29 protein-coding genes are annotated in these 26,100 nt (G+C 55.0%); 17 read left to right on the top strand and 12 right to left on the bottom strand.

Annotated elements, in window-relative coordinates:
- Positions 1–9 precede the first annotated feature (9 nt).
- The 3 genes from holA to leuS are packed head-to-tail and all read right to left on the bottom strand — an operon-like array spanning position 10 to position 4,147.
- Positions 10–1,041, bottom strand: a complete 1,032-nt coding sequence (gene holA, locus WKR14_RS15695) for a DNA polymerase III subunit delta (RefSeq protein ID WP_339086833.1) — start codon at positions 1,039–1,041, stop codon at positions 10–12.
- Positions 1,041–1,550 (bottom strand): LPS assembly lipoprotein LptE, encoded by a 510-nt coding sequence (lptE, locus tag WKR14_RS15690; RefSeq protein WP_025011678.1) that lies wholly within the window; start codon positions 1,548–1,550, stop codon positions 1,041–1,043. Before lptE ends, holA begins: the two co-directional genes overlap by 1 nt.
- Before the next feature lie 17 nt (positions 1,551–1,567).
- Positions 1,568–4,147 carry a leucine--tRNA ligase gene (gene leuS / locus WKR14_RS15685; RefSeq protein WP_339086831.1) on the bottom strand — a complete coding sequence of 860 codons (2,580 nt, stop codon included), beginning with the start codon at positions 4,145–4,147 and terminating at the stop codon, positions 1,568–1,570.
- A gap of 122 nt (positions 4,148–4,269) precedes the next feature.
- Here leuS and WKR14_RS15680 point away from each other — a divergent pair, with 122 nt between their 5' ends.
- Positions 4,270–4,770: a zinc ribbon-containing protein gene (locus WKR14_RS15680; RefSeq protein WP_039034319.1), complete on the top strand. Its 501-nt coding sequence runs from the start codon at positions 4,270–4,272 to the stop codon at positions 4,768–4,770.
- Positions 4,771–4,911: 141 nt separating this feature from the next.
- Here the strand turns inward: WKR14_RS15680 and WKR14_RS15675 are convergent, their stop codons facing one another.
- The gene (locus WKR14_RS15675; protein WP_339086829.1) at positions 4,912–5,382 is read right to left on the bottom strand and encodes an FKBP-type peptidyl-prolyl cis-trans isomerase; all 471 of its coding nucleotides are present in this window, start codon (positions 5,380–5,382) and stop codon (positions 4,912–4,914) included.
- Positions 5,383–5,569: 187 nt separating this feature from the next.
- On the opposite strand from WKR14_RS15675, the gene WKR14_RS15670 reads away from it, so the two are divergent.
- A complete protein-coding gene (locus WKR14_RS15670; protein ID WP_165565490.1) occupies positions 5,570–6,880 on the top strand; it encodes a short-chain fatty acid transporter in 1,311 nt (436 codons plus the stop codon).
- Here the strand turns inward: WKR14_RS15670 and WKR14_RS15665 are convergent.
- On the bottom strand, positions 6,867–7,415 hold the full coding sequence (locus WKR14_RS15665; RefSeq protein WP_025889887.1) for an HPP family protein: 549 nt from the start codon (positions 7,413–7,415) through the stop codon (positions 6,867–6,869). The two genes, WKR14_RS15670 and WKR14_RS15665, sit on opposite strands and share 14 nt — an antisense overlap.
- A 117-nt stretch (positions 7,416–7,532) precedes the next feature.
- Between WKR14_RS15665 and WKR14_RS15660 the strand changes: the two genes are divergently transcribed.
- On the top strand, positions 7,533–8,093 hold the full coding sequence (locus WKR14_RS15660; protein WP_144220274.1) for a TetR/AcrR family transcriptional regulator: 561 nt from the start codon (positions 7,533–7,535) through the stop codon (positions 8,091–8,093).
- Between the two features lie 58 nt (positions 8,094–8,151).
- Here WKR14_RS15660 and WKR14_RS15655 read toward each other — a convergent pair whose 3' ends face one another.
- From WKR14_RS15655 to WKR14_RS15645, 3 genes are all read right to left on the bottom strand, one after another.
- Complete coding sequence (locus WKR14_RS15655; protein WP_339086826.1) at positions 8,152–8,781, bottom strand: cold shock and DUF1294 domain-containing protein; 630 nt, start codon at positions 8,779–8,781, stop codon at positions 8,152–8,154.
- Positions 8,778–9,944 (bottom strand): DUF418 domain-containing protein, encoded by a 1,167-nt coding sequence (locus WKR14_RS15650; RefSeq protein ID WP_339086824.1) that lies wholly within the window; start codon positions 9,942–9,944, stop codon positions 8,778–8,780. The genes WKR14_RS15655 and WKR14_RS15650 overlap by 4 nt, the downstream gene beginning before the upstream one ends.
- 98 nt (positions 9,945–10,042) lie before the next feature.
- On the bottom strand, positions 10,043–10,537 hold the full coding sequence (locus WKR14_RS15645; protein WP_208124293.1) for a hotdog fold domain-containing protein: 495 nt from the start codon (positions 10,535–10,537) through the stop codon (positions 10,043–10,045).
- Between the two features lie 358 nt (positions 10,538–10,895).
- Between WKR14_RS15645 and WKR14_RS15640 the strand changes: the two genes are divergently transcribed.
- The 13 genes from WKR14_RS15640 (at position 10,896) to WKR14_RS15580 (ending at position 22,518) form a co-directional block, all read left to right on the top strand.
- Positions 10,896–11,816 carry a DUF368 domain-containing protein gene (locus WKR14_RS15640; RefSeq protein ID WP_028781175.1) on the top strand — a complete coding sequence of 307 codons (921 nt, stop codon included), beginning with the start codon at positions 10,896–10,898 and terminating at the stop codon, positions 11,814–11,816.
- Positions 11,817–12,118: 302 nt separating this feature from the next.
- On the top strand, positions 12,119–13,075 hold the full coding sequence (locus WKR14_RS15635; protein ID WP_339086821.1) for a DUF523 and DUF1722 domain-containing protein: 957 nt from the start codon (positions 12,119–12,121) through the stop codon (positions 13,073–13,075).
- Positions 13,065–14,036: a MerR family transcriptional regulator gene (locus WKR14_RS15630; protein WP_339086819.1), complete on the top strand. Its 972-nt coding sequence runs from the start codon at positions 13,065–13,067 to the stop codon at positions 14,034–14,036. Before WKR14_RS15635 ends, WKR14_RS15630 begins: the two co-directional genes overlap by 11 nt.
- Before the next feature lies 1 nt (position 14,037).
- Positions 14,038–15,537, top strand: a complete 1,500-nt coding sequence (gene phrB, locus WKR14_RS15625) for a deoxyribodipyrimidine photo-lyase (RefSeq protein ID WP_339086817.1) — start codon at positions 14,038–14,040, stop codon at positions 15,535–15,537.
- A 27-nt stretch (positions 15,538–15,564) separates the two neighbouring features.
- Positions 15,565–16,059, top strand: coding sequence for a nuclear transport factor 2 family protein (locus WKR14_RS15620; RefSeq protein ID WP_339086815.1), 495 nt, complete (start codon positions 15,565–15,567; stop codon positions 16,057–16,059).
- On the top strand, positions 16,056–16,805 hold the full coding sequence (locus WKR14_RS15615) for an SDR family NAD(P)-dependent oxidoreductase (protein ID WP_123115837.1): 750 nt from the start codon (positions 16,056–16,058) through the stop codon (positions 16,803–16,805). The genes WKR14_RS15620 and WKR14_RS15615 overlap by 4 nt, the downstream gene beginning before the upstream one ends.
- The gene (locus WKR14_RS15610) at positions 16,802–18,073 is read left to right on the top strand and encodes an NAD(P)/FAD-dependent oxidoreductase (RefSeq protein ID WP_339086813.1); all 1,272 of its coding nucleotides are present in this window, start codon (positions 16,802–16,804) and stop codon (positions 18,071–18,073) included. Before WKR14_RS15615 ends, WKR14_RS15610 begins: the two co-directional genes overlap by 4 nt.
- Positions 18,070–18,861, top strand: a complete 792-nt coding sequence (locus WKR14_RS15605; RefSeq protein WP_335923609.1) for a DUF1365 domain-containing protein — start codon at positions 18,070–18,072, stop codon at positions 18,859–18,861. Before WKR14_RS15610 ends, WKR14_RS15605 begins: the two co-directional genes overlap by 4 nt.
- A gap of 158 nt (positions 18,862–19,019) precedes the next feature.
- The gene (locus WKR14_RS15600; RefSeq protein ID WP_335923608.1) at positions 19,020–20,279 is read left to right on the top strand and encodes a cyclopropane-fatty-acyl-phospholipid synthase family protein; all 1,260 of its coding nucleotides are present in this window, start codon (positions 19,020–19,022) and stop codon (positions 20,277–20,279) included.
- Between the two features lie 3 nt (positions 20,280–20,282).
- Positions 20,283–20,924, top strand: a complete 642-nt coding sequence (locus tag WKR14_RS15595) for a DUF2878 domain-containing protein (protein WP_339086810.1) — start codon at positions 20,283–20,285, stop codon at positions 20,922–20,924.
- Positions 20,925–20,936: 12 nt separating this feature from the next.
- Positions 20,937–21,632 (top strand): hypothetical protein, encoded by a 696-nt coding sequence (locus tag WKR14_RS15590; RefSeq protein WP_109248188.1) that lies wholly within the window; start codon positions 20,937–20,939, stop codon positions 21,630–21,632.
- Positions 21,620–22,180 (top strand): DUF3833 domain-containing protein, encoded by a 561-nt coding sequence (locus WKR14_RS15585; protein ID WP_109248187.1) that lies wholly within the window; start codon positions 21,620–21,622, stop codon positions 22,178–22,180. Before WKR14_RS15590 ends, WKR14_RS15585 begins: the two co-directional genes overlap by 13 nt.
- 107 nt (positions 22,181–22,287) lie before the next feature.
- A complete protein-coding gene (locus tag WKR14_RS15580) occupies positions 22,288–22,518 on the top strand; it encodes a hypothetical protein (RefSeq protein ID WP_339086807.1) in 231 nt (76 codons plus the stop codon).
- Here WKR14_RS15580 and WKR14_RS15575 read toward each other — a convergent pair whose 3' ends face one another.
- Entirely contained in the window at positions 22,519–22,860 is a 342-nt protein-coding gene (locus WKR14_RS15575; protein ID WP_221049646.1) for a DUF3634 family protein, read from the bottom strand.
- 208 nt (positions 22,861–23,068) lie between these two features.
- Between WKR14_RS15575 and WKR14_RS15570 the strand changes: the two genes are divergently transcribed.
- A complete protein-coding gene (locus WKR14_RS15570; protein WP_339086803.1) occupies positions 23,069–23,251 on the top strand; it encodes a hypothetical protein in 183 nt (60 codons plus the stop codon).
- A gap of 129 nt (positions 23,252–23,380) precedes the next feature.
- Here the strand turns inward: WKR14_RS15570 and WKR14_RS15565 are convergent, their stop codons facing one another.
- The 3 genes from WKR14_RS15565 to WKR14_RS15555 all read right to left on the bottom strand — a co-directional run bounded on the left by WKR14_RS15565 (position 23,381) and on the right by WKR14_RS15555 (position 26,088).
- Entirely contained in the window at positions 23,381–24,103 is a 723-nt protein-coding gene (locus tag WKR14_RS15565) for a TorF family putative porin (RefSeq protein ID WP_420884235.1), read from the bottom strand.
- A 119-nt stretch (positions 24,104–24,222) separates the two neighbouring features.
- Positions 24,223–24,585, bottom strand: a complete 363-nt coding sequence (locus tag WKR14_RS15560; protein ID WP_123115843.1) for a cupin domain-containing protein — start codon at positions 24,583–24,585, stop codon at positions 24,223–24,225.
- Positions 24,586–24,603: 18 nt separating this feature from the next.
- A complete protein-coding gene (locus tag WKR14_RS15555; RefSeq protein ID WP_339086801.1) occupies positions 24,604–26,088 on the bottom strand; it encodes a CoA-acylating methylmalonate-semialdehyde dehydrogenase in 1,485 nt (494 codons plus the stop codon).
- Between the last annotated feature and the right edge of the window lie 12 nt (positions 26,089–26,100).

The raw sequence follows: 26,100 nt of genomic DNA, 5'->3' as shown, positions 1-26,100 counted from the left end.
CCTGTCTCCTCAGTCGAACTCAATATGGCCAAGGTGGCGCGCCGCCTTGGGATCGAACAGCAAACACAGATGGGAAAGGCTGGTCCAGTTTTCCTGGCCTTGCTGTTTCAGTGCCAGCTCCAACTTGGAGGCGATAGCCAGCATGGACTCTATGGCTTCCAGGCTCAGCCGGGTGAGGGCGCCCTGATAGAGCGGCTTGCGCTTGTCCCAAATTCTATGCTTGCCGAACAGGCTATTGAGGCTCTCGCCCTGACTGCGGGCCGATTGCAGCGTCAGCAGCAAGGTCAGCTCCTTTTGCAGCGCCCAATGGATAATGGGCATGGCGGTTTCTTCGGCCTTGAGCTGGGCAAGGATATGTTGGGCCTTATCCTGTTGGTTGGCCAGCAGGGCATCTGTCAATTGGAACACACTGAAGCGGGATTGATCTTCGAAGTAGCGGCTCAGCTCTTCGCTGTCCACAGGACGGGCTCCGGCCAGCAGTTGCAGCAGTTGCATCGCCTGATCGGCCGCCAGCAGATTGCCTTCGTAGAGGGCATACAGCATGGCTCTGGCATCGTTTTTGAGATTGAGCCGATAGTATTGAATACGGCCGTCGAGCCAGCGCTGGAACTGGGCCCCTTCGGGTGTGGCGCAAGGAACATAAAGACCCTGGCTGTCCAGGGCTTTGAACCACTTGCTGTTTTGCTGATCGCGGCCAAGCTTGGGGCCGTCGATGATAAGCAAGATATCCGGGTTTTGTTCGGCAATAAGGCTTTGCAGCATGGCGCCGCCATCTGCACCCGGCTTGGCTTGGGGCAGGTTGAGCTCTATGATTCTGCGACTGGCAAACAGGCTCATGGCGTGCCATTCGTTGGCGAGATCCTGCCAGTTGAAGTTGGCTTCCTGAGTCAGCTGTAACCTTTCTTCAAAGCCTTGGCTGCGGGCGGCAGCCAGGATTTGCCGCTTGCTGCTGTCCAGCAGATAGGGATCGTCGCCCAGCAGCAGATAGCAGGATTTCAGCGGCGACAACTGCCGGTGTAACTGATCCGGATAGACCCGCATCAGTTCACCTCGATGGCGGCCAGAGTCTGGATGATGTTATCGGCGGCCTGAATGCGCATCTCTTTGACCAGCAACTCCATCTCCCGGCTCTTGGCCAGCGCGGTGCGGGGATCGTCGAGATAATCGCGGCGGATTTCCACATCGAAAGGTTGTGCTTCCTTGCCCGGCAGAGACACGGCAAAACGCACATGGTAGATGAGTTCATATTCGGCGACGTTGCCTGTGGGGTAGAGCGACAAGGTTGAGCGCTCCAGAGTGTCGCTCAGCAGCACCAGCCGGGGAATGCCCTTGGCGGGTTCCTCTATGCCGACATTGTTGAGACGCAGGCGTTCACGCACCAGGCGGCTCAGCTCGCTGTATTTGTCGCTGCTCTCCAGGCTCAGCTTGCTGAGCTCGGGCGGAATGGAATAACTTCCCTGAAGTTGAAAGCCGCAACCGGCACTGGTCATAACGACCAGTGCCAGCAGGGCGAACATCAACTGCTTCACGCTTAAAGATAGTTTCAGCATGGATGTCCTGTTTTTTCTCAGTTGGCGACTATGTTCAGCAGTTTGCCGGGAACATAGATCACCTTACGGATGGTCTTGCCTTCGGTGTGCTTGATCACCTGCTCATCGGCCAGACCCAGGGCTTCGACCTCTTCCTTGGCGGCATCGGCCGCCACAGTGATCTTGGCTCTGAGCTTACCGTTGACCTGCACCACGATAAGCTTGCTGTCTTCGACCAGTGCAGATTCGTCGGTTTCGGGCCAACTGGCTGACTCGATATCGCCTTCCATGCCCAGCTCCTGCCACAGGTTGAAGCTCAGGTGTGGGGTGATGGGGTACAAGAGACGCACAATGGCAGACAGGGCTTCGGCCATCAGGGCTCTGTCCTGCTCGGTTTCCTGTGGAGCCTTCTGCAGCGCATTCATCAGTTCCATCACGGCGGCAATGGCGGTGTTGAACATCTGACGGCGGCCAATATCGTCGGTCACCTTGGCGATGGTCTTGTGCAGTTCGCGGCGCAGCGCTTTCTGCTCGCCGGTCAGTGCCGCGATATCCAGCGCTGGAGCCGCGCCCTTGGATATATGGTCGTGGGCCAGTTTCCACAGACGCTTGATAAAGCGGTGGGCACCTTCCACGCCTGACTCTTGCCATTCCAGTGTCAGCTCCGGTGGTGCAGCAAACATCATGAACAGTCGCACAGTATCTGCGCCGTACTTCTCCACCATCACTTGCGGGTCGATGCCGTTGTTCTTCGACTTGGACATCTTGCTCATGCCGGTGTAAGTCAGTTCATGGCCTTCGCTGTCCACCGCCTTGAGGATCCGACCCTTGTCGTCTTTCTCAACCACGGTCACTTCCAATGGCGATACCCAAACGCGGGCGCCTTTCTCGTTGCTGTAGTAGAAGGCATCGGCCAGTACCATGCCTTGAGTCAACAGACGCTTGGCAGGTTCATTGGAGTTAACCAAACCGGCATCACGCAGCAGTTTGTGGAAGAAGCGGAAGTACAACAGGTGCATACAGGCGTGTTCGATACCGCCTATGTATTGATCCACCGGCAGCCAGTAGTCGGCCTTGGCCGGCTCCAGCATCTGATCTGCCTTGGGCGAGCAGTAGCGGGCATAGTACCAGCTGGACTCCATAAAGGTGTCGAAGGTATCGGTTTCGCGCAGGGCATTTTGACCGTTGACTGTGGTCTTGGCCCACTCTTTGTCGGCCTTGATTGGACTTTGGACCCCATCCATGACCACATCTTCCGGCAGAATGACCGGCAGTTGTTCTTCAGGTGTCGGCATCACAGTGCCGTCTTCCAGAGTCACCATAGGGATAGGTGCGCCCCAGTAGCGTTGACGGCTGACGCCCCAGTCGCGCAGACGGAAATTAACCTGGCGCTTGCCTTTGCCTTCGGCACTCAGCTTGTCGGCGATGGCGTTGAAGGCGGCTTCAAAGTCCAGGCCATCGAACTCGCCTGAGTTGAAAAGTATGCCTTTTTCTGTGTAAGCGGCTTCAGAGATATCCAGCTCGCCATCGGCAGGCTTAATCACGCCTTTGATGGCCAAGCCATACTTGGTGGCGAACTCATAGTCACGCTGGTCGTGGCCGGGAACCGACATCACGGCGCCGGTTCCATAGTTCATCAGGACAAAGTTGGCGGCCCAAACCGGGACTTCTTCGCCTGTCAGCGGGTGGATCGCCTTGAGGCCGGTATCGACACCTTTTTTCTCCATGGTGGCCAGCTCGGCCTCGGAGGCGGTGCTCTGCTTGCACTCTTCAACAAAGGTTGCCAGCGCCGGGTTGTTGGCGGCGGCTTTCTCGGCCAACGGGTGACCGGCGGCAATAGCCACATAGGTCACGCCCATCACGGTATCCGGACGTGTGGTGTAGATGTCGAAGCTAGCGTCAGAACCGGCCACCTTGAAGGTCATCTCGACCCCTTCGGAGCGACCAATCCAGTTACGCTGCATGGTCTTGACCTGCTCGGGCCAACCTTCGAGGGTATCGATATCGTTCAGCAGTTCTTCGGCGTACTGAGTGATCTTGATGAACCACTGAGGGATCTCTTTTTGCTCAACCACAGTGTCGCAGCGCCAGCAGCAACCATCGATAACCTGCTCGTTGGCCAGCACAGTCTGATCATTGGGGCACCAGTTGACCGAAGAGGTCTTCTTGTACACCAAGCCTTTTTCATACAGTTTGGTGAAGAACCACTGTTCCCAGCGATAGTATTCCGGGGTACAGGTGGCAATTTCACGGCTCCAGTCGTAGCCGAAACCCAGCATTTTCAGCTGGTTCTTCATGTAATCTATGTTTTCATAGGTCCAAGGCGCCGGCGCAGTGGCGTTCTTGATCGCGGCATTTTCTGCCGGCAGACCGAAGGCATCCCAGCCAATGGGCTGAAGCACATTTTTACCCTGCAGACGCTGGAAACGGGAAACTACGTCACCTATGGTGTAGTTACGCACGTGTCCCATATGCAGCCGACCTGAAGGATAGGGGAACATAGAGAGACAGTAGAACTTCTCTTTACTCGGATCTTCGGTGACTTCAAAAGTTTTCTTTTCTGCCCAGTGCGTTTGCACTTTGGCTTCGATTTCTGAGGGATTATATTGCTCTTGCATCAGGTTTTTCGGCAATGCCGCCCATTATTTTGACATGCGCGCTATACTGCGCCGTTTAGATCTGCATAGAATAAACCAGAAGTGAGTCATTAAGAAAGGTTCGTCTTAAAGGAGTATTGGCCATGAGTGAGAGAAGTACGGAGTTACTGGCGCTGTATCAGGCCTTGATTGACAGAGTCAAACAACAGTATGACCAAGATAACTCATTGACAGTTAAGAGCTTATTTAATTCTATCAAGGAAGGTAAAGAGTATTTGGCTATCAAGCAGCAGGCCGGTGAGGCCGAGCTGTCTCTGGTCGAGGAATTCCTCAAGCGGGATATCGCCAGCTATATTCAGAGCCAAACGGAAGATGACATCAGTTACAGCCCCACTATGCTGACGCTGGAAAACACCCTCTGGCACTGGCTGGGCGAAATCAGCGACCGCAGCCAGGTGGAGTGGCATGAACTGGCCCATGAGTTCAAACACCATGGTTATTATCAGAGCGGCGATATCGTTAGTCAGGGCAAAATGGTCTGCAGTAACTGCGGCCATGAGATGGACTTTGAGTTCCCAGGCATCATTCCCGACTGTCCCGAGTGCGACCACTCGGAGTTTACCCGTGAAGCGCTGGCGCCCTGAGTTGCCATCATCCAGATTCTGAATGGACAAGGCCCGGAGTTGAAAACTCGTAAAAAGGGATCGTGTTGTGAGAGCTGGGTTTGAGTGAGAAAAGTGCAAATTAACAAGCCCGGCTTTGGCTGGGCTTGTTGTTGGGGATTGTCAGTTGATCTTGAGTAATTCCACATCAAAAATCAGTACCGAACCCGGCGGGATGGAGCCGGCAGAGCGATTGCCGTAGCCCAGACTGCTGGGAATAAAGAAGCGCATCTTGTCGCCTTCTGTCATCAACTGAACCCCTTCGGTCCAGCCTTTGATCACCTGATTGAGTGGAAAGGCGATGGGCTCACCGCGATCGACCGAGCTGTCAAACACAGTGCCGTCAATCAGGGTGCCATGGTAGTGCACTGTCACCTTATTCTTGGGGCCCGGATGAACCTGGCCTTGTCCCTTGTGCAGCAACTGATACTGCAGCCCTGAGTCTGTGGTGACCACCCCCTCTTTATGCTTATTGGCCTCAAGAAATACCTCGCCCTTGGCGATATTCTCTTTTGCCAGTTTTTGGCCATTCATGGTGGTGAAAAAGTAAAAAATAACTGCGGCGATAACCACCACGGCAAGCAACATTCTCATTTGGGGATCCTCTGTCCTGAAGGTGGCGCTATCTTAGCAGTTGGACTGCGGCATTTACAGCTTAGGGTTATAGTGTACTTTTGTCGGGCTTTATCCCTCGGGCAGACTTGTGTAGGCTATTGATAAAAAAGTGAAAGCTAAATCAGCTCTCCGCAGAATAATCATAATAAGACTCAAGGAAACCCCTATGCTCAATCGCGCCTCCCGGCCACTGGTCAAGCTGGTGGATAAGTATCTGCCCGATCCCTATATCTTTGTGCTCCTGCTTACTCTGTTGGTGTTTGCCGTCGCCATGCTCGGCCAGCAAAAGACACCGGTAGAAGTGCTGGGTTATTGGGGCAGTGGTTTTTGGAACCTGCTCAGTTTCTCGATGCAGATGTTGCTGGTGCTGGTCGCTGGTTTTATGCTGGCCAGCTCTCCGCCGGTGAAGAAGCTGCTGGACGCCATAGCGTCTCTGGCCCGCAGTGCGCCGCAGGCTATCATACTGGTGACCTTGGTCTCCTTGGCGGCCAGTTGGCTCAACTGGGGGTTCGGTTTGGTGGTCGGTGCCCTGTTTGCCAAGGCGTTGGCGCGCCGGGTCAAGGTGGATTACCGTTTGCTGGTGGCCAGTGCCTATTCGGGCTTTGTGGTTTGGCACGGCGGCTTGGCGGGCTCAGTGCCTTTGACAGTGGCCACACCAGGACATTTTGCCGAGGCGCAGATAGGCATTATTCCTACCTCGGAAACCATTTTTGCCGACTTTAATCTGCTGCTACTTGCCTTGCTGTTTATCATAATGCCGTTGGTCAATCGCTTTATGCTGCCGGATGACAAAGAGTCTGTGATAGTCGATCCTGCGCTGCTCGAGGATGCTGCGCCGACTCAGAGTGAGAACAAACGCCCGGCCGACTATCTGGAGAATAGCCGGATACTCGGGATCCTGGTGGGCCTGTGTGGTCTCGGGTATCTGGGATATTGGTTCTTTGTTCAGGGGGGCAGTCTCAACCTCAACATAGTCAATTTCCTGTTTCTGTTTCTGGCGATAACCCTGCACCAGACGCCGCGCAGTCTGCTGGTCAGTCTCAATGAGGCGATAAAGGGCGGCGCCGGGATAGTGATCCAGTTTCCCTTCTACGCCGGCATCATGGCGGTGATGGTGCAGTCCGGGCTGGCACAGAGTATCTCTTCGGGTTTTGTTGCCATTGCCAGCGCCGAGTCACTGCCATTCTGGAGCTTTATCAGCGCCGGGGTGGTGAATATCTTCGTGCCGTCCGGTGGCGGCCAGTGGGCGGTACAGGCACCTATCATGTTGCCGGCCGCCGAGGCACTTGGCGCCGATGTCGCCAGGGTCGCCATGGCGGTGGCCTGGGGGGATGCCTGGACCAACCTGATCCAGCCTTTTTGGGCGCTGCCTGTGCTGGCCATTGCCGGGCTCAAGGCCCGGGATATCATGGGTTTTTGCCTGATGCAGTTGCTGATCACCGGCGTGGTGATAAGTGTTGCCCTCAGTTGGTTTTAGGCCAGCTATGCTTGCTGATCCCCTTGATATACAGGCTCTTGTGATAGGCCCAACCGAAAGCGAGGATCAGCAGCAACCCCGAAACCACAGGCGTTAGCAAAAACTGCCAGTCGGCCCCGGCCAGCATCACCAGCAAGGGGTTGGCACCGGCCGGTGGATGAGTGGTATTGGTCAACATCATCAGGCCGACCCCGAGGCCGGTTCCCAACCCCAGTGTCAGCGGCGACACTCCCAAGGTGTGCAATAACAAGAGTCCCAGAGCGCAGGTGAGCAGGTGGCCGAAGAAGATGTTTTTCGGCTGCGCCAGCGGGCTTTGGGGCAGGGCGTAGAGCAACACCATAGTGGCACCGAATGGTGCCATCAGCAGCAGACTCCAGCTCAGATTCTGTGTCAGCATCTCCTGTAATCCCGCCAGTAATCCAATACAGCTTCCGGCGCCCAGTGTGGCCCAGGCGGCAGCCTGCCAACGGTTTGTCGCCGCTTGGGCTGTGGTTTTTGCAGCAGGTGTTGCAGTCAGGGGAGGTGTGTTGTCCATATCTGTTTTCCTTTGGTTGTCAGCATTTTTGCTTGGTAGAACAATCGGTCTACTTTTTATGGTAGACAGACCGTTCTACTTTTGTCAAACTCATATTGAATCGTTAAGGAGTGTGAGATGGACAAGGTTTCCCAACTGCTTGCCGGCGCCTTTGAACTCTTTTATCGAGAGAGTGTGCATGGGGTGGGCATCAATCAAATTCTGGCCGAGGCCGGCATAGCCAAGAAAACCCTTTATCATCATTTCGAGGGGAAGGAGGCCCTGGTGCTGGCCGTGGTGCGTTATCGCGATCAACTGTTTTTTGATTGGTTGAATCAAAGGCTGGAGGTGGCGCAAACGCCGACGGAGCTGGTCCATGAGCTGTTTAACGCCCTGGATGATTGGTTCAACAGCCGGGTTGAATCCCTGAGCCAGTTTCGCGGCTGTTTCTTTATCAATACCGCCGCCGAGTATCCCTCACCCGAGCATCCGGTAAATCGTCTCTGCCGTGAGCATAAGGCCAGGGTTCAAAATGAGCTTGAGCAGAAGTTGTCGTCTTGGCTTGGCCGCGAGCGCGCTCGTGAGTTGGCCGGGCAGTTGTGTTTGATTAAAGAGGGGACGATAGTCTCGGCCCAGCTCGTTAGCCGGCAGTATGCTGCCGAGCGCGGCCGCAAGCTGGCACTTGGCTTACTTGATTGAGCCTGCTTGATTAAGCCTGCTTGATAGGCGAGCTTGCCCTTGAGTTTAGAGCCAACCGTTAAAAGGCTATCTCGGGCAGCCGTGCCAGCCATCCCAGCTTAAGAGCGGCGCCAAGCGCCAACAGGTTGAGGCCGACACAGCACCAGAACAGGAGTCTGAAACTTGTTTTACCGGTCTTATGGCGAAACTGGTGGCGTGCCAGCAAAGCGCCGGGCCAGCCACCGAGCAAACCGGTCAGTTGCAGGGTCGACTCCTTGGTGCGCCAGCGACCAGTTTCGGCGGCCTTTTTATCACGGGCATAGAGCCAATAACAGATAAGACTCAGCAGCAGATACCAGACGGGCACCAAGAGCGGCAGCTTACCCAGTGCCACTAAAGCCAGTAGCAGCAGGGCAAATAGGGCGGTGAGCTTACCGACGAAAGACTTGTGACTGCTGCGCTTATTCTGCTGACGCTGTTTTTGTTTGAGTCTGCCCCTGTCCTCGGGAAAGAAGGCCTGTTTTGCCTGGCGCCGGCCCTGGTCATCCAAGGTGATTTTAAAGGTCAGTACGTCGCCCACTTGTGGCCTGCGACCGCTCAGGCTCAGTGACTTAATGTGCAGAAACACCCGTTCACTGCCGTCATTGGGGCTGATAAACCCAAAGCCTTTATCGTCCTGCCAATGGCTGACTTTTCCTTTGTGCTTCATGTGTTTGACTCGTGAGTATTCATGGCATTATTGATTGGCTTATTGCCAAAGGCCAGACGGCGCCAGAGCCATTCCAACGGCCCTTGGTTGAAGAACCTAAGGTAGCAGCCGGCCAGTATTATCTGCACCAAGGCATAACCCAAGGCTATGGTCAGGTAGTCTATGCGCTCAAGTGTTAGCAGCAACTCGGGCGCCTGATGGCGAAACAGCCAGATCCCAAAACAGGACTGCAGAATATACAGGCTCAAGGGGATCCGGCCAACCGCCTGCAGGCGCATTTGCAGCCATGGCTGGCGTCGGCCGAACTTAACCAACAGATGCGCATAGACGATAGCCATGGGAATGGCGCTCAGCATGACCAGAATATCGGAAAGCATCACCAGTTTGGGGCGGGATTGCAGGCTGAGAATCGTGTCCGCCAGCGACAGCAGCAAGCTCAGTGCCAGCAATTTTCCCAATTTTCCCTGGGGTAAACCTTGGTCAAACAGCCCGCGACGATACAGGCTGATCCCCAGCAGCATCACACCGCTGACAAACCACAGCAGAGTAAATGGCAGGGAAATCAGCATCAGCAAGGTCATAAACAGGTGCATCAGCAACTGCTCGCCATAGCTGCCGGTCCAGGCGCTGTATTGTTCATTGAAGAGGGCATTGCCGCGGATCCAGGCTTCATCACCCGGCAGAAAGATCATCAGGCCATAGGCCAGGATGCCGATGGCAATAAAGAGCAGTGCCCGCCTTTGCTGTGCTTCAATCTCCAGGTTACGATAATGCCAGGCGAGGAAGCCACAAATGCTATAGGTGAGCAGGATATCCCCCGGCCAGATAAACAGGCTGTGCAGCGCCCCAAAGAGCATCAGCCAGAGTAAGCGTGAGCGGATTAAGGGGAAGGGCTCCAATCCTCTGGCGAGGAAATTCTGTTGTTGAATATAGAGGCCGACACCGAAGAGCATGGAAAACAGGCTGAGGAAGCGCCCTTCCAGCAGAAAATTACTCAGGGTTTCGGTAATGGCATCGGTTAAATGAAACTCGGGAAAGGGTGCATAACCATATAAGGTGACGCCCATAAAACTGACATTGAGAAAGAATATCCCCAATACTGCCAGCCCTCTGACGGCATCGATATTGGGGTTGTGACTGATTTTGACCGGCTGTCCCTGCATCTTTTTCCTGCTTACTCTTGAGTACCGTCTAAGGCTTCGATTAGCTGAGCCAAGTTAGCAATCAAACCCGAATCAGGGAAGTGCTGGCTTGTTTCAAATTATGATCCCTTCTCGGTCGCGTTTTTGGCCGGCTTGGCCGAGATCCAGAGCTTGATACTGCCCTTGACCACAAGGATATCATTGCAGTCATAGGCGAGCACCTCGACATCGAGATCCCCAGGCTGCCAGGCATTGGCATCAACCTTGGCCACACAGCGGATATCGCTGCCGGCCTTGGCGGTGTAATCCAGCGTCATGCCCTTGGGGATCCAGCGTAGATGAGGTGGTATTGAAGCCTCGGCCATGACTCCCATCGCCATTTCCAGGCCGTTGCAGATGGCAATGACATGTACTGTACCTATGTGATTCTCCACTGCGCGGCGTTTACGCAGCAGGCATTCACAGTAGTTGGGCTCCAACTGACGGATTATCGGCTTGATACTGCCAAAGTAAGGCGCCATCCGGCTGACCAGCAAGGAGAATATCTTATTGCCAAAGGGCAGGCGCTTGCATTTGTGATACAAGTTCAGGGTCGAATTGGCGGTTTTACTCATAGTGATTCCTTGTGGGTATTCCTTGTTGATGTTCTTTGTTGGTATAGGGTAATGTTTTTGTTATTACTCTGGTCGGATGAGTGTGTATGCTGACGAGCGCTTTGGCAAGAGCCAAAAGGAAAGAGCCAAGAGCTTTGGGTAAGATGAGCGAGGGTCACGCCAATCTGATCTGGGGCTGAACAGATAGAATAAAATGGCGTGGCAGTAACTGGGGTCTGTGCTTAAATGACGGTTTCTTCTGGAAGGTGCGAATGGGTGGACCCTTTGCAAGTGCAAGAATCACTTCCTTGGACAATCCAACTTCAATCAGGATTGGTATAATCCGCGAGAATTATCAAAACAGTAGTAAGGAAACCTAGTGAAATTTCTGTTGACCTACCTCAAGGGGCTGGCCATGGGGGCCGCCGATGTGGTGCCCGGCGTTTCCGGGGGAACCATAGCCTTTATTACCGGCATCTATGACACCCTGCTGGAAAGTATTCGCCGTATCAATCCCAGTCTTTGGGGCATTATACGCCGCGACGGGATCAAGGCGGCGTTTGCACATATCAATGGCGCCTTTTTGTTGAGTCTGTTGGCGGGGATCCTCAGCAGTATTCTGAGTCTGGCCAAGCTTATCTCTTACCTGCTGGCACACCATCCTATCCCTGTATGGTCATTCTTTTTCGGGCTGATCCTGATCTCCGTGGTGCATATGCTGCGCCAGGTCAAGGGCGGTTTTTCACTGCCACGGCTATTGATATTCGCGCTGGGAGTGGCCTTTGCCTGGGGCATTACCGTGCTGAGCCCGGTCGAGTTGGAGGCCAGCTACTTTAATATTTTTGTTGGCGGCGCCATCGCCATTTGCGCCATGATACTGCCGGGGATATCCGGCAGCTTTATCCTCTTGCTGTTGGGACTGTATCCGGCCGTGCTGGCGGCGGCCAAGAATATCCAGCTGGATATTCTCGGCTGTTTTGCTGTTGGCGCCGTGATAGGTATCCTGAGTTTCAGCCATTTGCTGTCGGCGCTGCTGCGGCGCTTTCACGATGCCACTCTTATCTTCCTTACCGGGCTTATGCTGGGGACGCTGGGCAAGATCTGGCCCTGGAAACAGACGCTAAGCTGGCGCACCAATTCCCATGGTGAGCAGGTACCCCTGGTGCAGCAAAACCTGTCACCCTTTGGCTTTGAGCAACTGACACAGCAGCCGCATCAGTTGGGGTTGGCGCTCTTGTGTGCCGCCGCCGGAATTGGCCTGGTACTCCTGGTTGAGCGCCTGGGGGCCGACAAGCAATAATTTCAGGCGCTAGCGCCCTGCAGTGAAAGGTATCAATGACAGAAAACGGGAGCTCAAGACTCCCGTTTTTTATCTCCCTTCGAATCTCTCTTAAATGCCTTTGCGTTACAGGTTTCATTCAAGATGGGTCTTGCTTCGCCAGCGGATAGCCCAGGCTTGCTGGGCTTGACTCCTTTTAAGTTCTTGTATGGCTTGCCAGGCAAGTCGGTTCCTCTTTGCTAAAAAAAAATATTGTACAAAAACTTGAATCTTGTACAGGTGTGTGCCTTAATCTACTACAAGGTTATACAAGGATTCTTAATATGTACAAGTTTGAGCCGCAGCGAATTCAACTGGGTATCAGTGCCTGCCTGTTGGGGCAGCAGGTGCGTTTTGACGGTGGTCATAAGAATTCTGTCTATTGCCAGCAGGCGCTTAGGCAGCATTTTGACTTTGTGCCAGTCTGTCCTGAGATGGCGATAGGTATGGGCGCGCCACGCAAGAGCATACGTCAGGTGCGCCGCGGTGATGAGATCCGGATCCAGAGCCGTGATGCCAGCCTGGATGTAACCGAGAGCCTGCAAAGTTTCAGTGAGGAAAAAGTCGCTGAATTGGGATTTTTGAGTGGTTATCTGCTTTGTGCCAAATCACCTACCTGCGGCATGGAACGGGTCACTGTCTACAAGGAAGGCGGCGACCAGGGGAATCGCAGTGGCATAGGTGTGTTCGCCAAGGCCCTGATGCAACGCTGGCCACAACTGCCGGTTGAAGAAGAGGGGCGCTTGAACGATTTGGTGATCAGGGAAAACTTTTTCACCCGGGTGTATGCCTTCCACGACTGGCAGTGTTTGCTGCACTCCGGCTTGAGCCTGCATAAATTGACTCAATTTCATGCCAGATACAAATACCTATTACTGGCTCACAGTCCGGCTCAATATCGTCAACTTGGCCCCTTGCTGGCTGACGGCGGTGAAGACTTGCAGGAAACTGCCCAGCGTTACTTTGAAGGCTTTATGGAGGCGCTGAAAAACAAGGCCAGTCGCCGCAATCACACCAGTGCGCTGCAGCATATTCAGGGCTATTTCAAACAAAAACTGACCAAGGCACAGAAGGCTGAGCTCAGTCAGGCGATAGATGAATATCGTCAGGGGCTGCAACCTCTGTTGGTGCCGCTGACATTGATTAAACATTACTTGAGGGAGCATCCGCAGCCATATATTGCGGCCCAGGTTTATCTCAACCCTCATCCACAGGAGTTAAAACTGCGTTATGCCTACTGATAACATTGCCAACCTTTCCATCGGCGAAGTCGCCAGACTGACCGGGGTGAATCCTGTCACCTTGCGCGCCTGGCAGCGACGATTTGGACTGGTTATCCCGCAGCGCACCCCCAAGGGCCATAGACTCTACTCTCAGGAGCAGGTTCAGCAGATCCGTGAAATCCTCTCCTGGCTTGAGCAGGGCGTGGCCATCAGCAAGGTCAAGCCACTGCTCAGTGGCCAGACAGAAAAACAGCTGCAGCAAGAAAATGAAGACGACGACTGGCTGAAGTTCAGCAGCAGTCTCACCGAGGCGGCACTTTCTCTCAGCAGTGCCCGCTTTGGCCGCTTGCTGGATGAATTCAGTGCCCTCTATCCCATCGCCTTGTGTTGTCGGCGCCTGCGCCATTGGTTGCAAGTATTGGACACCCAGCTCGATGAACGCCTCGACGGCGCATTTGTCCGCAGTTGGCTCGAAAGCCGTCTGGCTCACTATGTCGGCGCCCGCAGCGAACAGTTGCTGCGCCAGAAACCCCGCTGGCAACTTCTTTATCTGCCGCTTGGCAAGCAGCCGGCCTGGAGTGAGCTCTTGCTGCAACTGGAGCTTATCACCCGGGGTGTCAGCCTGTTGCCGCTCAATATAGAGGAGCCTTTGGAAGGCCAGGGGTTGCAACTCTTGGCACACAGGCTGCCGCTGCAGGGACTCTTGTTGCTGCCGCCTTCCCAGTTGCCGGGCAGCAGTGTCAAAGCTCTGTTCCAGCTGGCGAGTGCTTTGGATTATCCACTGATCTTGAGCGGGGATTATGTGGCGGCTCACGCCAATGCCTTTGAGCACTATGCCAAGGAACGGGCTGTGACTGAAAAAGGGGGCAAGAAGGACCGGGAGCCCCTCAAGAATCCTGTGCTTTGCAGCAGCAATGCCGCCATATTGGCACTGCTGGGGCAGGCCGAGTCTGCCTCAAAACAACCGGAGGACAAGTAACATGTCCCAGTCTTTGCCCAATCATGCGCCTTCCAGTGAAAAGGCCTGTGTTGCCATCTGGTTTCGCAGCGATCTGCGCACTTCAGATAACCAGGCCTTGTGGCTGGCGTGCGAAGCGGCAAGGGCCCAAGGTCTGCCGCTGCGGGGTTTTTATATTGCGACTCCGGCCCAGTGGCAGCAGCACTCTGTTGGTCCCATGCAGCTGGATTTCATCGAACGCAGCGTCAATCAACTGCAACGGGCGTTGGCATCTTTGGGGATAGCTTTTGATTTACTGCACTGTGACGATTTCTCTTTGGTGAATGCCACTGTCGAGGAATATTGCCAACGCCAGGGCGTTAAGCAGATTTTTGCTGGGCGCGAGGTGGAGATTAACGAGCAGCGCCGGGATCAGGCGCTGGCGCAGCTTACCAGGACTATAGGGGTAGGCCTGCAGTTTACCGATGAGCACTGTTTGCTGCCGCCCGGTAGCGTCTGTACCCAAGGCGGCGAAATGTATCGGGTATTTACCCCCTTCTTTCGCCGTTGGCGTGAGCTGCTGGGAAGAGAAGCGATAACGCCGCTGCCGGTACCTGCGCCTCTGGCCCCGGCTTTACCCGAACCCGCAGAGCTGAGTTTTAAGGTCAGCAATCAAGGCAGTAAACAAGACAGCCATCACTGGCCAGTGGGTGAAGGGGGGGCCAGGCAGCGGCTCGATAGTTTTATTGCCAACCAGCTTGCCGATTACGGCCAGGAGCGGGATTTCCCGGCCCTCGATGGCACCAGTTGCCTGTCGCCCTATCTGGCGTTTGGTATTCTCAGCCCGCGGCAATGTGTAGCAGCGCTGCTCAATCGCTTCCCCGAGGCCATGGCAGAGGATAATAGTCCGGGTCGCAGCTGGCTGGCTGAGCTGGCCTGGCGCGAGTTTTACCGCCATCTGCTGCACGCCTGGCCTCAGCTGTGTATGGGGCGCAACTTCAACACGCTCGGCGATGACATAGTCTGGCGGAACGACCCGCAAGAGTTTGCCGCCTGGTGCGAGGGCCGTACCGGTTATCCGCTGGTGGATGCTGCCATGCGTCAGCTAAACCAGACCGGCTGGATGCACAATCGGCTGCGAATGGTGACCGCCAGCTTCCTCACCAAACACCTGTTGGTGGACTGGCGCTGGGGCGAGCAGTATTTTCGCCGCGCCCTGATAGATGGCGACCTGGCGGCCAATAACGGCGGCTGGCAGTGGTCTGCCGGCACCGGCTGTGATGCCCAGCCCTATTTCAGGATCTTCAACCCCATGAGCCAGAGCGAAAAGTTCGACCCCGACGCCAGTTTTATCCGCCGGTATCTGCCTGAACTGGCGCACTGGCCGCTTAAACAGATACACCATCCGGGCACAGCCGCATCGTCCCGCTTCACCGAGCCGAGTCTGTTTGCCACTGCGGCTTATCCGCCTCCTATAGTCGAGCACAGCGCGGCGCGGCAAAGGGCGTTGACCGCCCTGGCCGTGTTGAAAAAGTCTGCCTGAACTCAGTTCATTAGCCGAGGGATTATCATGACCAGCCACTCAGTCACTGCGGACATAGTACCCGCTTCACTGCCGACATCGCCGCAGTCTCAGGAGATTATTCAGGCATTTATTGCCTTGTATCAATCCCTGGGCCCTGAGCAATTGCCCACATTGCGCCAAAGGCTGCAGGCCGTCTACGCGCCTGAGATCTGTTTTTGCGATCCCATGCACCGACTGGAGGGGCTTGAGCAACTGGAACAGTATTTTGCCGGTTTGTATCGCAACCTGACCGAAATCGCCTTTGAGATCACTGATGTCTTGCCCGCCGGTGATCAGGCCGCCATCAGTTGGCAGATGAAGTATTGCCACCCCAAGTTGAACCGGGGGCAGAGTATCAGCGTCGATGGTATCAGCCTCATCAAGTTTGGCGACAAAATCCATTATCACAGGGATTATCTGGATCTGGGGCAGATGCTCTATGAACAGTTGCCACTGCTGGGCTCAGTGGTGCGCATGGTCAAGGGCAGGGCAAGCCGATGAAGACAGTATTGATCACGGGTGCCAGCTCAGGCATAGGTGCCGAGCTCGCTAGACAATATGCCGCCGCCGGTTGGCGGGTCTTGGCCTGTGGCCGCAATGAACAGGCTCTGGCCGCCCTCGAAGGCTGCGAGCCTTTGAGGTTCGATGTCACCGACAGAGACTCGGTGCTTAAGCTTGGCAGCAAGCTCAAATTGGAGTTGGGCCAAGCCGATGGTGTGGATCTGCTGCTGCTCAACGCCGGTACCTGTGAGTACATAGACGAGGCCATGGCCTTTGACAGCGCCCTGTTTGAGCGGGTTATCCGCACCAATCTGTTGGCTGTGGGCTATTGCCTGGAAGCCTTTATGCCTTTGCTTGCCCGTGGCAGCCAACTGGCGCTGATGAGCTCAAGCGTTGTGATGCTGCCTTTTCCGCGGGCGGAGGCCTATGGCGCCTCCAAGGCAGGGATCAGTTACCTGGCGCAGAGCTTGCGGCTCGATCTGGCCCACAAGGGAATAGACGTCAGCGAAATTCGCCCTGGCTTTGTTAAAACGCCGCTCACCGACAAAAATGACTTCGCCATGCCGATGCGGATCTCCGCCGATAAAGCCGCCAACACCATCATCCAAGCCCTGGCCGCCAGACGGCGCCTGATTGCCTTTCCCGGGCGTTTTATCTGGCTGCTGACTCTGCTGAGCTGGTTGCCCCGCAGTTGGTTGGCAGTCGCCCTTGGTAAACCCTCTGCAAAAAACGGGAGCCCAGTATGACAGTTTCAACCGGCAACAAGCCGCGCATCGCCATAGTCGGTTCGGGGATCTCCTCGCTCACTTGTGGTTATCTGTTGTCGCAGCAGTATGAGGTGACGTTGTTTGAAGCCGCCGATTATCTGGGCGGGCATACGGCCACTGTGGATGTTGAGCTTGGCGGCAAACCCTACGCCATAGACACAGGGTTTATTGTGTTCAACGACCGCACCTATCCCAGGTTTCAGGCCTTGATGGCCCGGATCGGTATCAAGGCGCTGGCGACCGAGATGAGCTTCTCGGTGCAAAACCTTGTCAGCGGTCTTGAATATAACGGCCATAGCCTGGCGACCCTGTTTGCGCAAAAGCGCAACCTGCTGAGTCCGACTTTCTGGGGGTTCCTGAGGGAGATTTTGGCCTTCAACAGCCGCTGCAAAGCCTTGTATCAAAGCGGTCGTTACCCGGCGGTGACACTGGGGGAATTTCTCGAACAGCAGGGGTTCTCCGACTTCTTCTGTCAGCACTACATTCTGCCGATGGGCGCCGCTATCTGGTCGTCCAGTATTCAGGATATGCGCGCTTTCTCGCTGCCTTTCTTTATCCGTTTCTTTGAACATCATGGACTGTTGGCCGTCAGCAATCGGCCGCAGTGGTATGTGCTCGAAGGCGGCTCCCGCAGTTATATTCCGGCGCTCAGCGCGCCCTTTGCCGAGCGTGTTCATCTCAACTCGCCGGTAGCACAAATCCGCCGCCAAGCGGCGAGCGTGCAGCTCAGAGTCAAGGATAGCTGGCATGAGTTTGATCAGGTGATCCTCGGCTGTCACAGCGATCAGGCGCTGGCCATGCTTGGTGATGCCAGTGAGCTGGAGCGGGAGATACTCTCCAGGCTTAAATACCAGGATAACCAGGTGACCTTGCACACAGACACCTCGTTGCTGCCGAAGCACCGCGCCGCCTGGGCCAGTTGGAATTATCGTCTCGATGGCGATGCCAGCCGTCCCGCCTGCGTAACCTACAACATGAATATTTTGCAGCGCCTGCCAAAGTCTGCGCCGGATTTTTTGGTGACCCTGAATCAGGATGAGGCGATAGCCAAGGACAAGGTGCTCAAACGCTTTGTCTATGCTCACCCGGTATTCAATGAACAGAGCCAGGCGGCGCAGCAACGCCGCAGCGAGATCTGCGGCCAAGACCGTATCCATTTTGTCGGCGCCTACTGGTACAACGGCTTTCATGAAGACGGGGTGCGCAGCGCCCTGGATGTTTGTGAAAGGTTCGGGGTAAGCCTATGAAACCTGAAACGGGTCTCTACCTCGGCAGCGTCAGCCACTCTAGGCTAACGCCGGTAAGGCACTGTTTTCGCTATCCCTTTGCCCTGATGCTGCTGGACTTGGATGACTTGCCAAGGCTTTCGTTCCTGAGCGGCTTATTTGGTGAATCTCCTTGGTCAGTGCTGCGTTTTCGGCAGCAGGATTACCTCAAGGCGGCTTCAGAATCGAATACTGCCTCATCGCTGAAACAGCGGGTGCTGGATAAGGTGATTGCGCTCGGCGGCGAGGCCGGCTGCGACAGTGTGCTGTTCGCCGGGCAACTGCGCCACTTTGGGCTCTATTTCAGCCCGGTCAACTTTTTCTACTGCTTTCAAGGTGATGAGTATAAATACCTGTTGGCTGAGGTGAGCAATACCCCCTGGAATGAGCGTCACTGTTATCTGGTGTCGGCCGAGGCGCCGGCGCTTGGCGACAAGTGCTTCCATGTATCGCCTTTTATGTCGCTGGACTATCGCTATCGCTGGCATATTCCGGCGCCGGCAGAGCGGCTCGATTTGCGGATCAGCAATCTGCCCGGCAAGGGGGACGTGGCAGGGCCGGCCCCCGAGTCGCAAAAGGTCAGCTTCGATGCAGTATTAAGCCTCAAACGCCGCCCCTTCAATGGCCGTGAGCTCAGGCGTTATCTGTGGGGCTTTCCCTTGATGAGCCTGAAAATTCTTTGGCTCATCTATTGGCAAGCGCTGCGTTTGTGGCTTAAGCGGGTGCCCTTTGTGCCTTACGAGCGCAAGCCTCAGGGCGGCACGGACTGATGCTAAGGAAGGTGCGAACAAGTCCCATGTGTGCTCTGCGTCGGCTTACGGGCTTGGATGCAAGGCGTGGTTCGCAGTAAATGGCCTTAGTCCTTTGCAAGAATCCCCTAAAGGTTTGGAAATTTCCCCGAGTGTGACAGCAAACATTGGAGAAAGAGATGGAAAACACAGTAGCCAAAAACAGACAGCAGTTGGCCGCCAGCGGCAAGAGTCTATGGGCCAGAGTCATGCAACAGGCCTTGAATGCCTTGGAGGGCGGTTGTCTTAAACTGCAGTTGGGGAGTGAGCAGTGGACCTTCGGCCCGCTCGATGCAGACCTGGTTGCCATAATTCGTATTCACGATGAACGCTTTTTTCGCCAGGTGATTCTGGGCGGCTCTATCGGCGCCGGTGAAGCCTATATTCAGGGGCACTGGTCCAGTCCGGATGTTACCGCCGTGGTACGCCTGTTTGCCCGTAATCTGCCGCTGCTGGATAAGATAGAGCAGCGGTTTTCCTGGTTTTCCAACACAGTTAGCCGGGTGAAACACCTGCTGCGCCGAAACTCAAAGGCCGGTTCAAAGCGCAATATTTTGGCGCACTATGATCTGGGCAACCCCTTGTATCAGGCATTTCTCGACCCTGAGCTGCTCTACTCAAGCGCCGTCTATCCCCATGAAGAGGCGCAGTTGGATGAGGCGCAGCAGTATAAGCTGCAACTGATTTGCGAGCGGCTGGATCTGCAGCCCGGCATGACTCTGCTGGAAATCGGTACCGGTTGGGGCGCCCTGGCTATCTATGCCGCCAAACACTATGGCGTCAAGGTAACCACTACCACTATTTCTGATGCCCAGTACCAATATGCCAGTGAACGGGTTGCCGCCGAAGGACTGAGTGAGCGCATTACCCTGTTGCGGCAGGATTATCGCCAGCTCAGCGGCCAGTATGACCGTTTGGTTTCGATAGAGATGGTAGAGGCAGTAGGCCACGATTATCTGCCGGGCTTTTTTGCCGGCCTGGATGCCCTGCTCAAGCCGAGCGGCAAGCTGTTACTGCAGGCGATCACTATTAAAGATCAGCGCTATGACAGCTACCGCAAAGGGGTGGATTTTATTCAGCGCTATATTTTCCCCGGCGGCTGCCTGCCATCTGTCACCGAGATGACGCGCCACTTGCAGCGGCAAACCTCCATGACCCTCTGGTCGTTGGATGATATAGGTCTCGACTATGCACGCACCCTGAATGACTGGCATGCCAACTTCGATGACGCCAGAGAGCGGGTGCGCGAACTCGGCTATGGTGAGGACTTTGTGCGTATGTGGAAGTTTTACCTGAGTTACTGCGAGGGTGGTTTTCTTGAGCGCACCATAAGCACGGTGCAACTGACTGCGGTCAAGGACGGCTATCGTCCGCTCAGCTCAAGACAAATTGCAGGTTAGGCCATGAGACTCTCATCGCCCTGGTTTTTTCTGCTGCTCAATGCGACCATTTTCCAGTTGGGCTGGTGGTCTTTGATCCTGTTTGCCAATCAGGCGCTGGTGTTTGCTCTCTTGCTGCTTTGTGTCCAGTTGCTGCTTGTCAATCCGGGCTACCGCTCAGCCCTCATGGTCGAAAATGTCCAGGATGAGAAAAGCCAACGGGTAGAGCAAAGCCAACTGGCAGAGCAAAGGGTAAAGCGTAGCGGATACAGCATGAAAACACTCAACGCCGTGCTGATACCGGCAGTCATCGGCATAGCCCTGGACGCCATGCTGCACCTTGGCGGAGTATTTGAGTTTGACAGTCCCTCGCGGCTTTTACCCTTGTGGCTCTGTTGCCTTTGGGGGCATTTTGCCGCGACGTTGGGGGTGAGCCTGGCCTGGCTCAGGGACTTGCCTAAATGGCAGCAGGCGCTCTTTGGCGCAGTGGGTGGCGCCGGCAGTTATCTGGCGGCATTCAGGTTGGAGGCTGTGGCTTGGCCCCTGGGGCAATCGGCTACCTTTAGCTTGTTGATACTCATCTGGTCGCTGCTGCTGCCACTGTTAAGTTATTGCAACCTCAGGCTTGAATGGGGTAAAAATCCCCCAATTACAGGATTTCTCTGACGGAGACCGGCAATGAAACGATTCATCAAGGGTGTAAACAAGGGAGCAAAGCAAGCCGGTAAGCTGCATAACCCAGGCTTTGCCGGGCTGCTGATGATACTGCTTGGTCTGCCCACTCAGGGATGGGCAGACAATTTACAGATTCAAGCACAGACTCAAGCACAGCAGGCTCAAGCGCTGAGCCAAGTGCAGACACCTGAGCCCAAAGCTGCCCAGGTCGAGCCCTCAAAGGCGGAGCTTGCCAGCTTTCGGGAAGTGGGCCGCGGTGAAATGGACTGGTGGTTTATGACCCTTTATCGGGCCAGGTTGCTGACGCCGGATGGTAGTTACCAGCCCAATAGCTTCCCGCAGCAGCTGGAAATTCAGTATTACCGGGATATCCCCGCCTCGCGACTCCTTGAGGCCACCAAACACCAGTGGCTGCATCTGGGATATGACAGAGAGCAGATATCTGCCTGGTTGGCGCTGCTTGAAGGGCTCTGGCCGGATGTGGAGCAGGGGGACAGATTGAGCTTTGTGGCAAGCGGGCCGCAGCAGGGATACTTTCTGTTCAACGACAAGCCGTTAGCCGCGATTGCCATAGATGAGAGCGCTTCGAGCGAGCATAAGCATTTTGCCGATGCATTTTTGGCGATTTGGTTGTCAGAGCGCAGCAGTCGGCCGCAGCTGAGAGCTCAGTTGATAGGAGAGCAGGCATGCAAATGTTAATGAGCAGGTTTATCGGTTTCACCAAGGTTTGGTTGTTATTTCTGATGCTAGGGCTGAGCGGTTGCGGCAGTGTCGACATTCATGACTATAGCGCCAGCGAACCTAAGTTGGATCTGCAGCAGTTCTTTAACGGGGAGCTGCAGGCTTCAGGCATGGTGCAAGATTACAGCGGCCAGGTGGTGCGCCGTTTCAATGTGCGGATGACGGGTAGTTGGCAGGGGAATCAAGGTGTGTTGCAGGAGTGGTTTGAGTATGACGATGGTGAGCTTGCCGAGCGAACTTGGCAGATTACCAAGCTTGCCGATGGCCGCTATCAGGGCAGAGCCGAGGATATTCTGGGGGTGGCAGAAGGGCAAGCTGAGGGCTTTGCCCTGCGCTGGCGCTACGACATGCTGCTGAAGTTAGATAGCGGCGAGTATCAGGTGCATTTCGACGACTGGATGTATCAAACGGCGCCGGACACCATAATCAACCGCAGCGAGATCCGCAAATGGGGCCTGACGGTGGGGGAGGTGACTCTGGTGATCCGTAGGTTGGAAGTCAAGTAACAGAGCTGGTCATTAATGGTACGCCATGACTAACGCTGAGTCTCAGCCTGGGTTAAGCTTAGCTCTGTTTTAATAACAACCGTCTCTCAACACAGGTTTCAATATTGATGAACAACAAGTCTCTGCTACTGCCTTGGGTTTCGATGGGCTTATTGGCACTGGTATCCCTTAGCGGCTGCTCGAATGGTATCGATTTCAGTTTTGAAGCGCCCGAGGAGGAGCGGGTGAATCCCAATCTCCCCGCCGAAGATCCCATGGCACAGGATAACCAGAGGATCATAGATGATGCGCGCCGGGAAGGGAAAATCGATTCTCAAGTGTTCCCCGGACAGCGCTGATCAACCCAGTTGTTTGCTGTTGTCGCTCTGCTTGCGGTCATAGTATTCGAAGGGAAACAGGTTGCGCAGGCGCTGAATGTTGGCATCTCCGGCGTTGGCGCTGATATGCAGCCGCACTTCGCCGCAGCGCTCGGCGCGCACTGTGCAGGTGAGTTTCTCTTTCTTGACCAAGGCGCGGCATTCACGTTCAAACTTCTCCGGGATCTTACCCTTGTGAGAGGTCATACGACCGTCCTTGAAATGCATTTCAAATATTGTCATTCCTTTCTTGTTACTGAAAACCAGTTTGTAGATAAGCACTAACGCCAGGGCGATAAAGAGTATTTTTAACATAGTGGCCATAGTGAGACTCCTTGTTTCAGCAAGAGTAAATACTGCTATCCAGATGTAATCTAATATCTTCAGTTATACCTGCAAGCGGCGGCGTTTGACAGTGCATCCAGGGTGGATTTTTGTGATAAGACTAGAAGGACTGGCAAATTGGCAAACCTTGATTATTATTTGTTCAGTAACGTCTGTTTTACCACAAGCCAAGATCAAGGATGAAGCCATGTACCTTTCCAATGCCGAGCGCTGGGCGCAAATCTGTGACAGACAAGTGGAACTGATGGGAAAGCTCAGTGAGCAGTTTCCCGAGCGGCGAGAGCAACTGCAACATCTCACCCATAGCTGGCAAGACGTCAAACGGCAGGTACGCCGGGGCGATACCCCCCACATACCGCCACTGCGTTGAGAACTGAATCAATTTATAAAACAGAGCCGCTCAGGGAGCGGCTCTGTTACTTTTGGTTGGTGGGAGGAAGATGGGGCTTGCCCGTGCAGGTCTGTCCTATGGCTTGCCTGGGCAGCGCAATTTTGCCGCTTAGAAAGCGTAGCTGACACTCGCCAGCACAGTGCCGTCATTCTGGAAGGTGCCACTGCTTATCTCGGCATCCGAATCTATATCTGTGTCCAACCAGGCCAGAGACAGACCAAAACCGGCAATCTCAGTCGAGACACCTATGGAGTAATCCAGATATTTGCCCATATCGTCATCGGGCGCATCGCCGAAGTTGTAACCCAGGTGCAGATCCAGGCTCCAGTTTTCGGCAAACTCATAACTATAGTTCAGCTCGGCATAGTGATAGTCCAGATCTGACCCCGCATAGTCATTGGTGTACCAGTAGGCAGCCCTAAAATCGCTGAACTCCAGGCCGAAAGAGATTTCGTTGTAGTCCTGAGAGACATTGTCGCCCGGGTACATATAGCGCAGCAGGGTAATATCGTAGGCCAGGTTGTCGTTGATCTCACCGGCGTAACCCAGGTAGACATCCAGTTCGAAATCGGCACCCACCTGATCCTCTTTGGGAGTACCATCTTCATCGAATTCCACATTACTGGCCCAGGCCCCGACGAAGAAACCCGAATCGTGACTCCAGTCCAGACTAGCTTGCACGGCAAAATCACCGGCGGTTTGTGACACACCTCTAAAGCGGTAGTCATTGGTCACGGCTATCTCGCCGCTGACTTCGGCCATGGCAGAGGTTGAGGTTATGGCGCCGCCAAGCAGCAGTGCCCATAGCAGAGGGTTGGATCTTCTTATCACTGGGTTCACAAGCATTTCTCCCTTCTTTGGTTTGCCGGCCCCGTCCGGGAAGATTCCGGCGCGGCCTGGTTTATGCCAAACAACAGCAGCTATGCTGAGACCTCATGGCGGTTTTGTTTTTATCTGTTGGATTCAAACACCACATAGAGCTTGCGGCAGGGAACCGTTACCTGCCAGCTGCCGCGAAACCCGGCCGGGATCACAAACCTGTCGCCCGGGCCAACTTCGAGATGATTTCCCTGCTCATCGCTGATGACACTGTTACCCTCGAGGATTTCGCAATACTCGTGCTCAGTGTAGTCAACTTTCCAAGTGCCTGTTTCGCTTTGCCAAATTCCGGTATGAAACTGCTCACAGGGGCTGGAGTAATGGTTCTCCAGCCGTTGGCGCGGCGCGCCCTGCAGACGCTTTTCCTCGGCGATGGAGTATTCACTTACCTCGGGAGTATTGCGCGCCAGTACTCTGATATTGTTGATGTGCATCAGGCTCTCCCTCTCTCCCTATTTCATGGTCGGCATGATGAAATCGGCACTCAGCTGTTTGGGCCATCGGGCGGTAACGGCTTTGCGCCGGGTGTAGAAGCGAACTCCATCCGGGCCGTGCATATGCAGTGGGCCAAACAGCGAGCGTTTCCAACCGCCGAAACTGTGAAATGCCATAGGCACAGGGATAGGCACATTGACCCCTACCATGCCGACTTGCACCGAGTGGCAAAAGTCGCGCGCCAGCTCGCCGCTCTGGGTAAAGATGGCGGTGCCGTTGCCGAACTCATGTTGATTGATAAGAGCCAGCGCCGAGTCATAGTCGGCCACCCTGACTATGCAAAGCACAGGGCCGAAGATCTCTTCCCGGTAAATCTGCATCTCGGGGGTTACGCCATCGAACAGAGTCGCACCGAGAAAGAAGCCTTCGCTGTCTGCCAAGGTATTGCGGCCATCGACCAGACAAACTGCGCCCTGCAGTATACCGCTGTCTATATAGCTGCAGACCTTGTCCAGATGCGTGCGGGAGATAAGCGGCCCCATTTCCATACCCGGCTCCAGGCCGTTACCTACCTTGAGCGCGGCTATCTTGGGTTGCAGTTTTTCTATCAGGGCATCGGCCACATCAGCAACCGCCAGTACCACGGAAATAGCCATACAGCGCTCGCCGGCAGAACCATAGGCCGCGCCCATCAGGGCGTTGCTGGCCAGGTCCAGATCGGCATCCGGCATCAGTAGCATGTGATTCTTGGCGCCGCCGAGTGCCTGTACCCGCTTGCCGTGGGCCGATGCCTTACTGTAGATATACTCGGCCACAGGCGTTGAACCGACAAAGGAGATGGCTTGAACATCCTGATGGCAGAGCAGGGTATCTACCGCCAGCTTGTCGCCGTTGATAACATTGAAAACCCCATCCGGCAGCCCGGCCTGGGTCAACAGCTCGGCAATTCTGAGTACCGGCGCCGGATTCTTTTCCGATGGCTTCATCACAAAGGTATTGCCGCAGGCGATGGCAATCGGGAACATCCACATGGGAACCATCATAGGGAAATTGAACGGCGAAATGCCGGCAACCACCCCGAGCGGTTGATTGATGCTCCAGGCATCGGCGCCAGTGCCAACCTGCTCCGTGTGTTCCCCCTTGAGAAGATGGGGAATGCCGCAGGCAAACTCCACCACTTCCAGTCCTCGAACCAACTCGCCCCTGGCATCCTCAAGCACTTTGCCGTGTTGCAGGCAGATAAGCTCGGCCAGCTCATCCATGTGGGCTTCTACCAGGGCTTTGAAGCGAAACAGTACCCGTGCCCGGTTAAGGGGCGATACCTTTGACCAAGCGTCAAAAGCCTGCTTGGCCGAGTCTATCGCCCGTTCTGTATCAGCCTGGGAGGCGAGGGCGACTCTGGCTTGCTCTTCGCCGTTGGCCGGGTTGAAAATCGGCAGTGAAGCCTGAGCCTGGCCGCCATCTGTTTCATGTCCATCTATATAGTGGCTGTAAATACGCATAACTATCCTGTG

Source organism: Shewanella chilikensis (assembly GCF_037953065.1).
Classification (GTDB): Bacteria; Pseudomonadota; Gammaproteobacteria; order Enterobacterales; family Shewanellaceae; genus Shewanella; species Shewanella chilikensis.
Note: the sequence above shows the minus strand (reverse complement) of the source record. Positions and strands in the feature narration are given on the sequence as shown.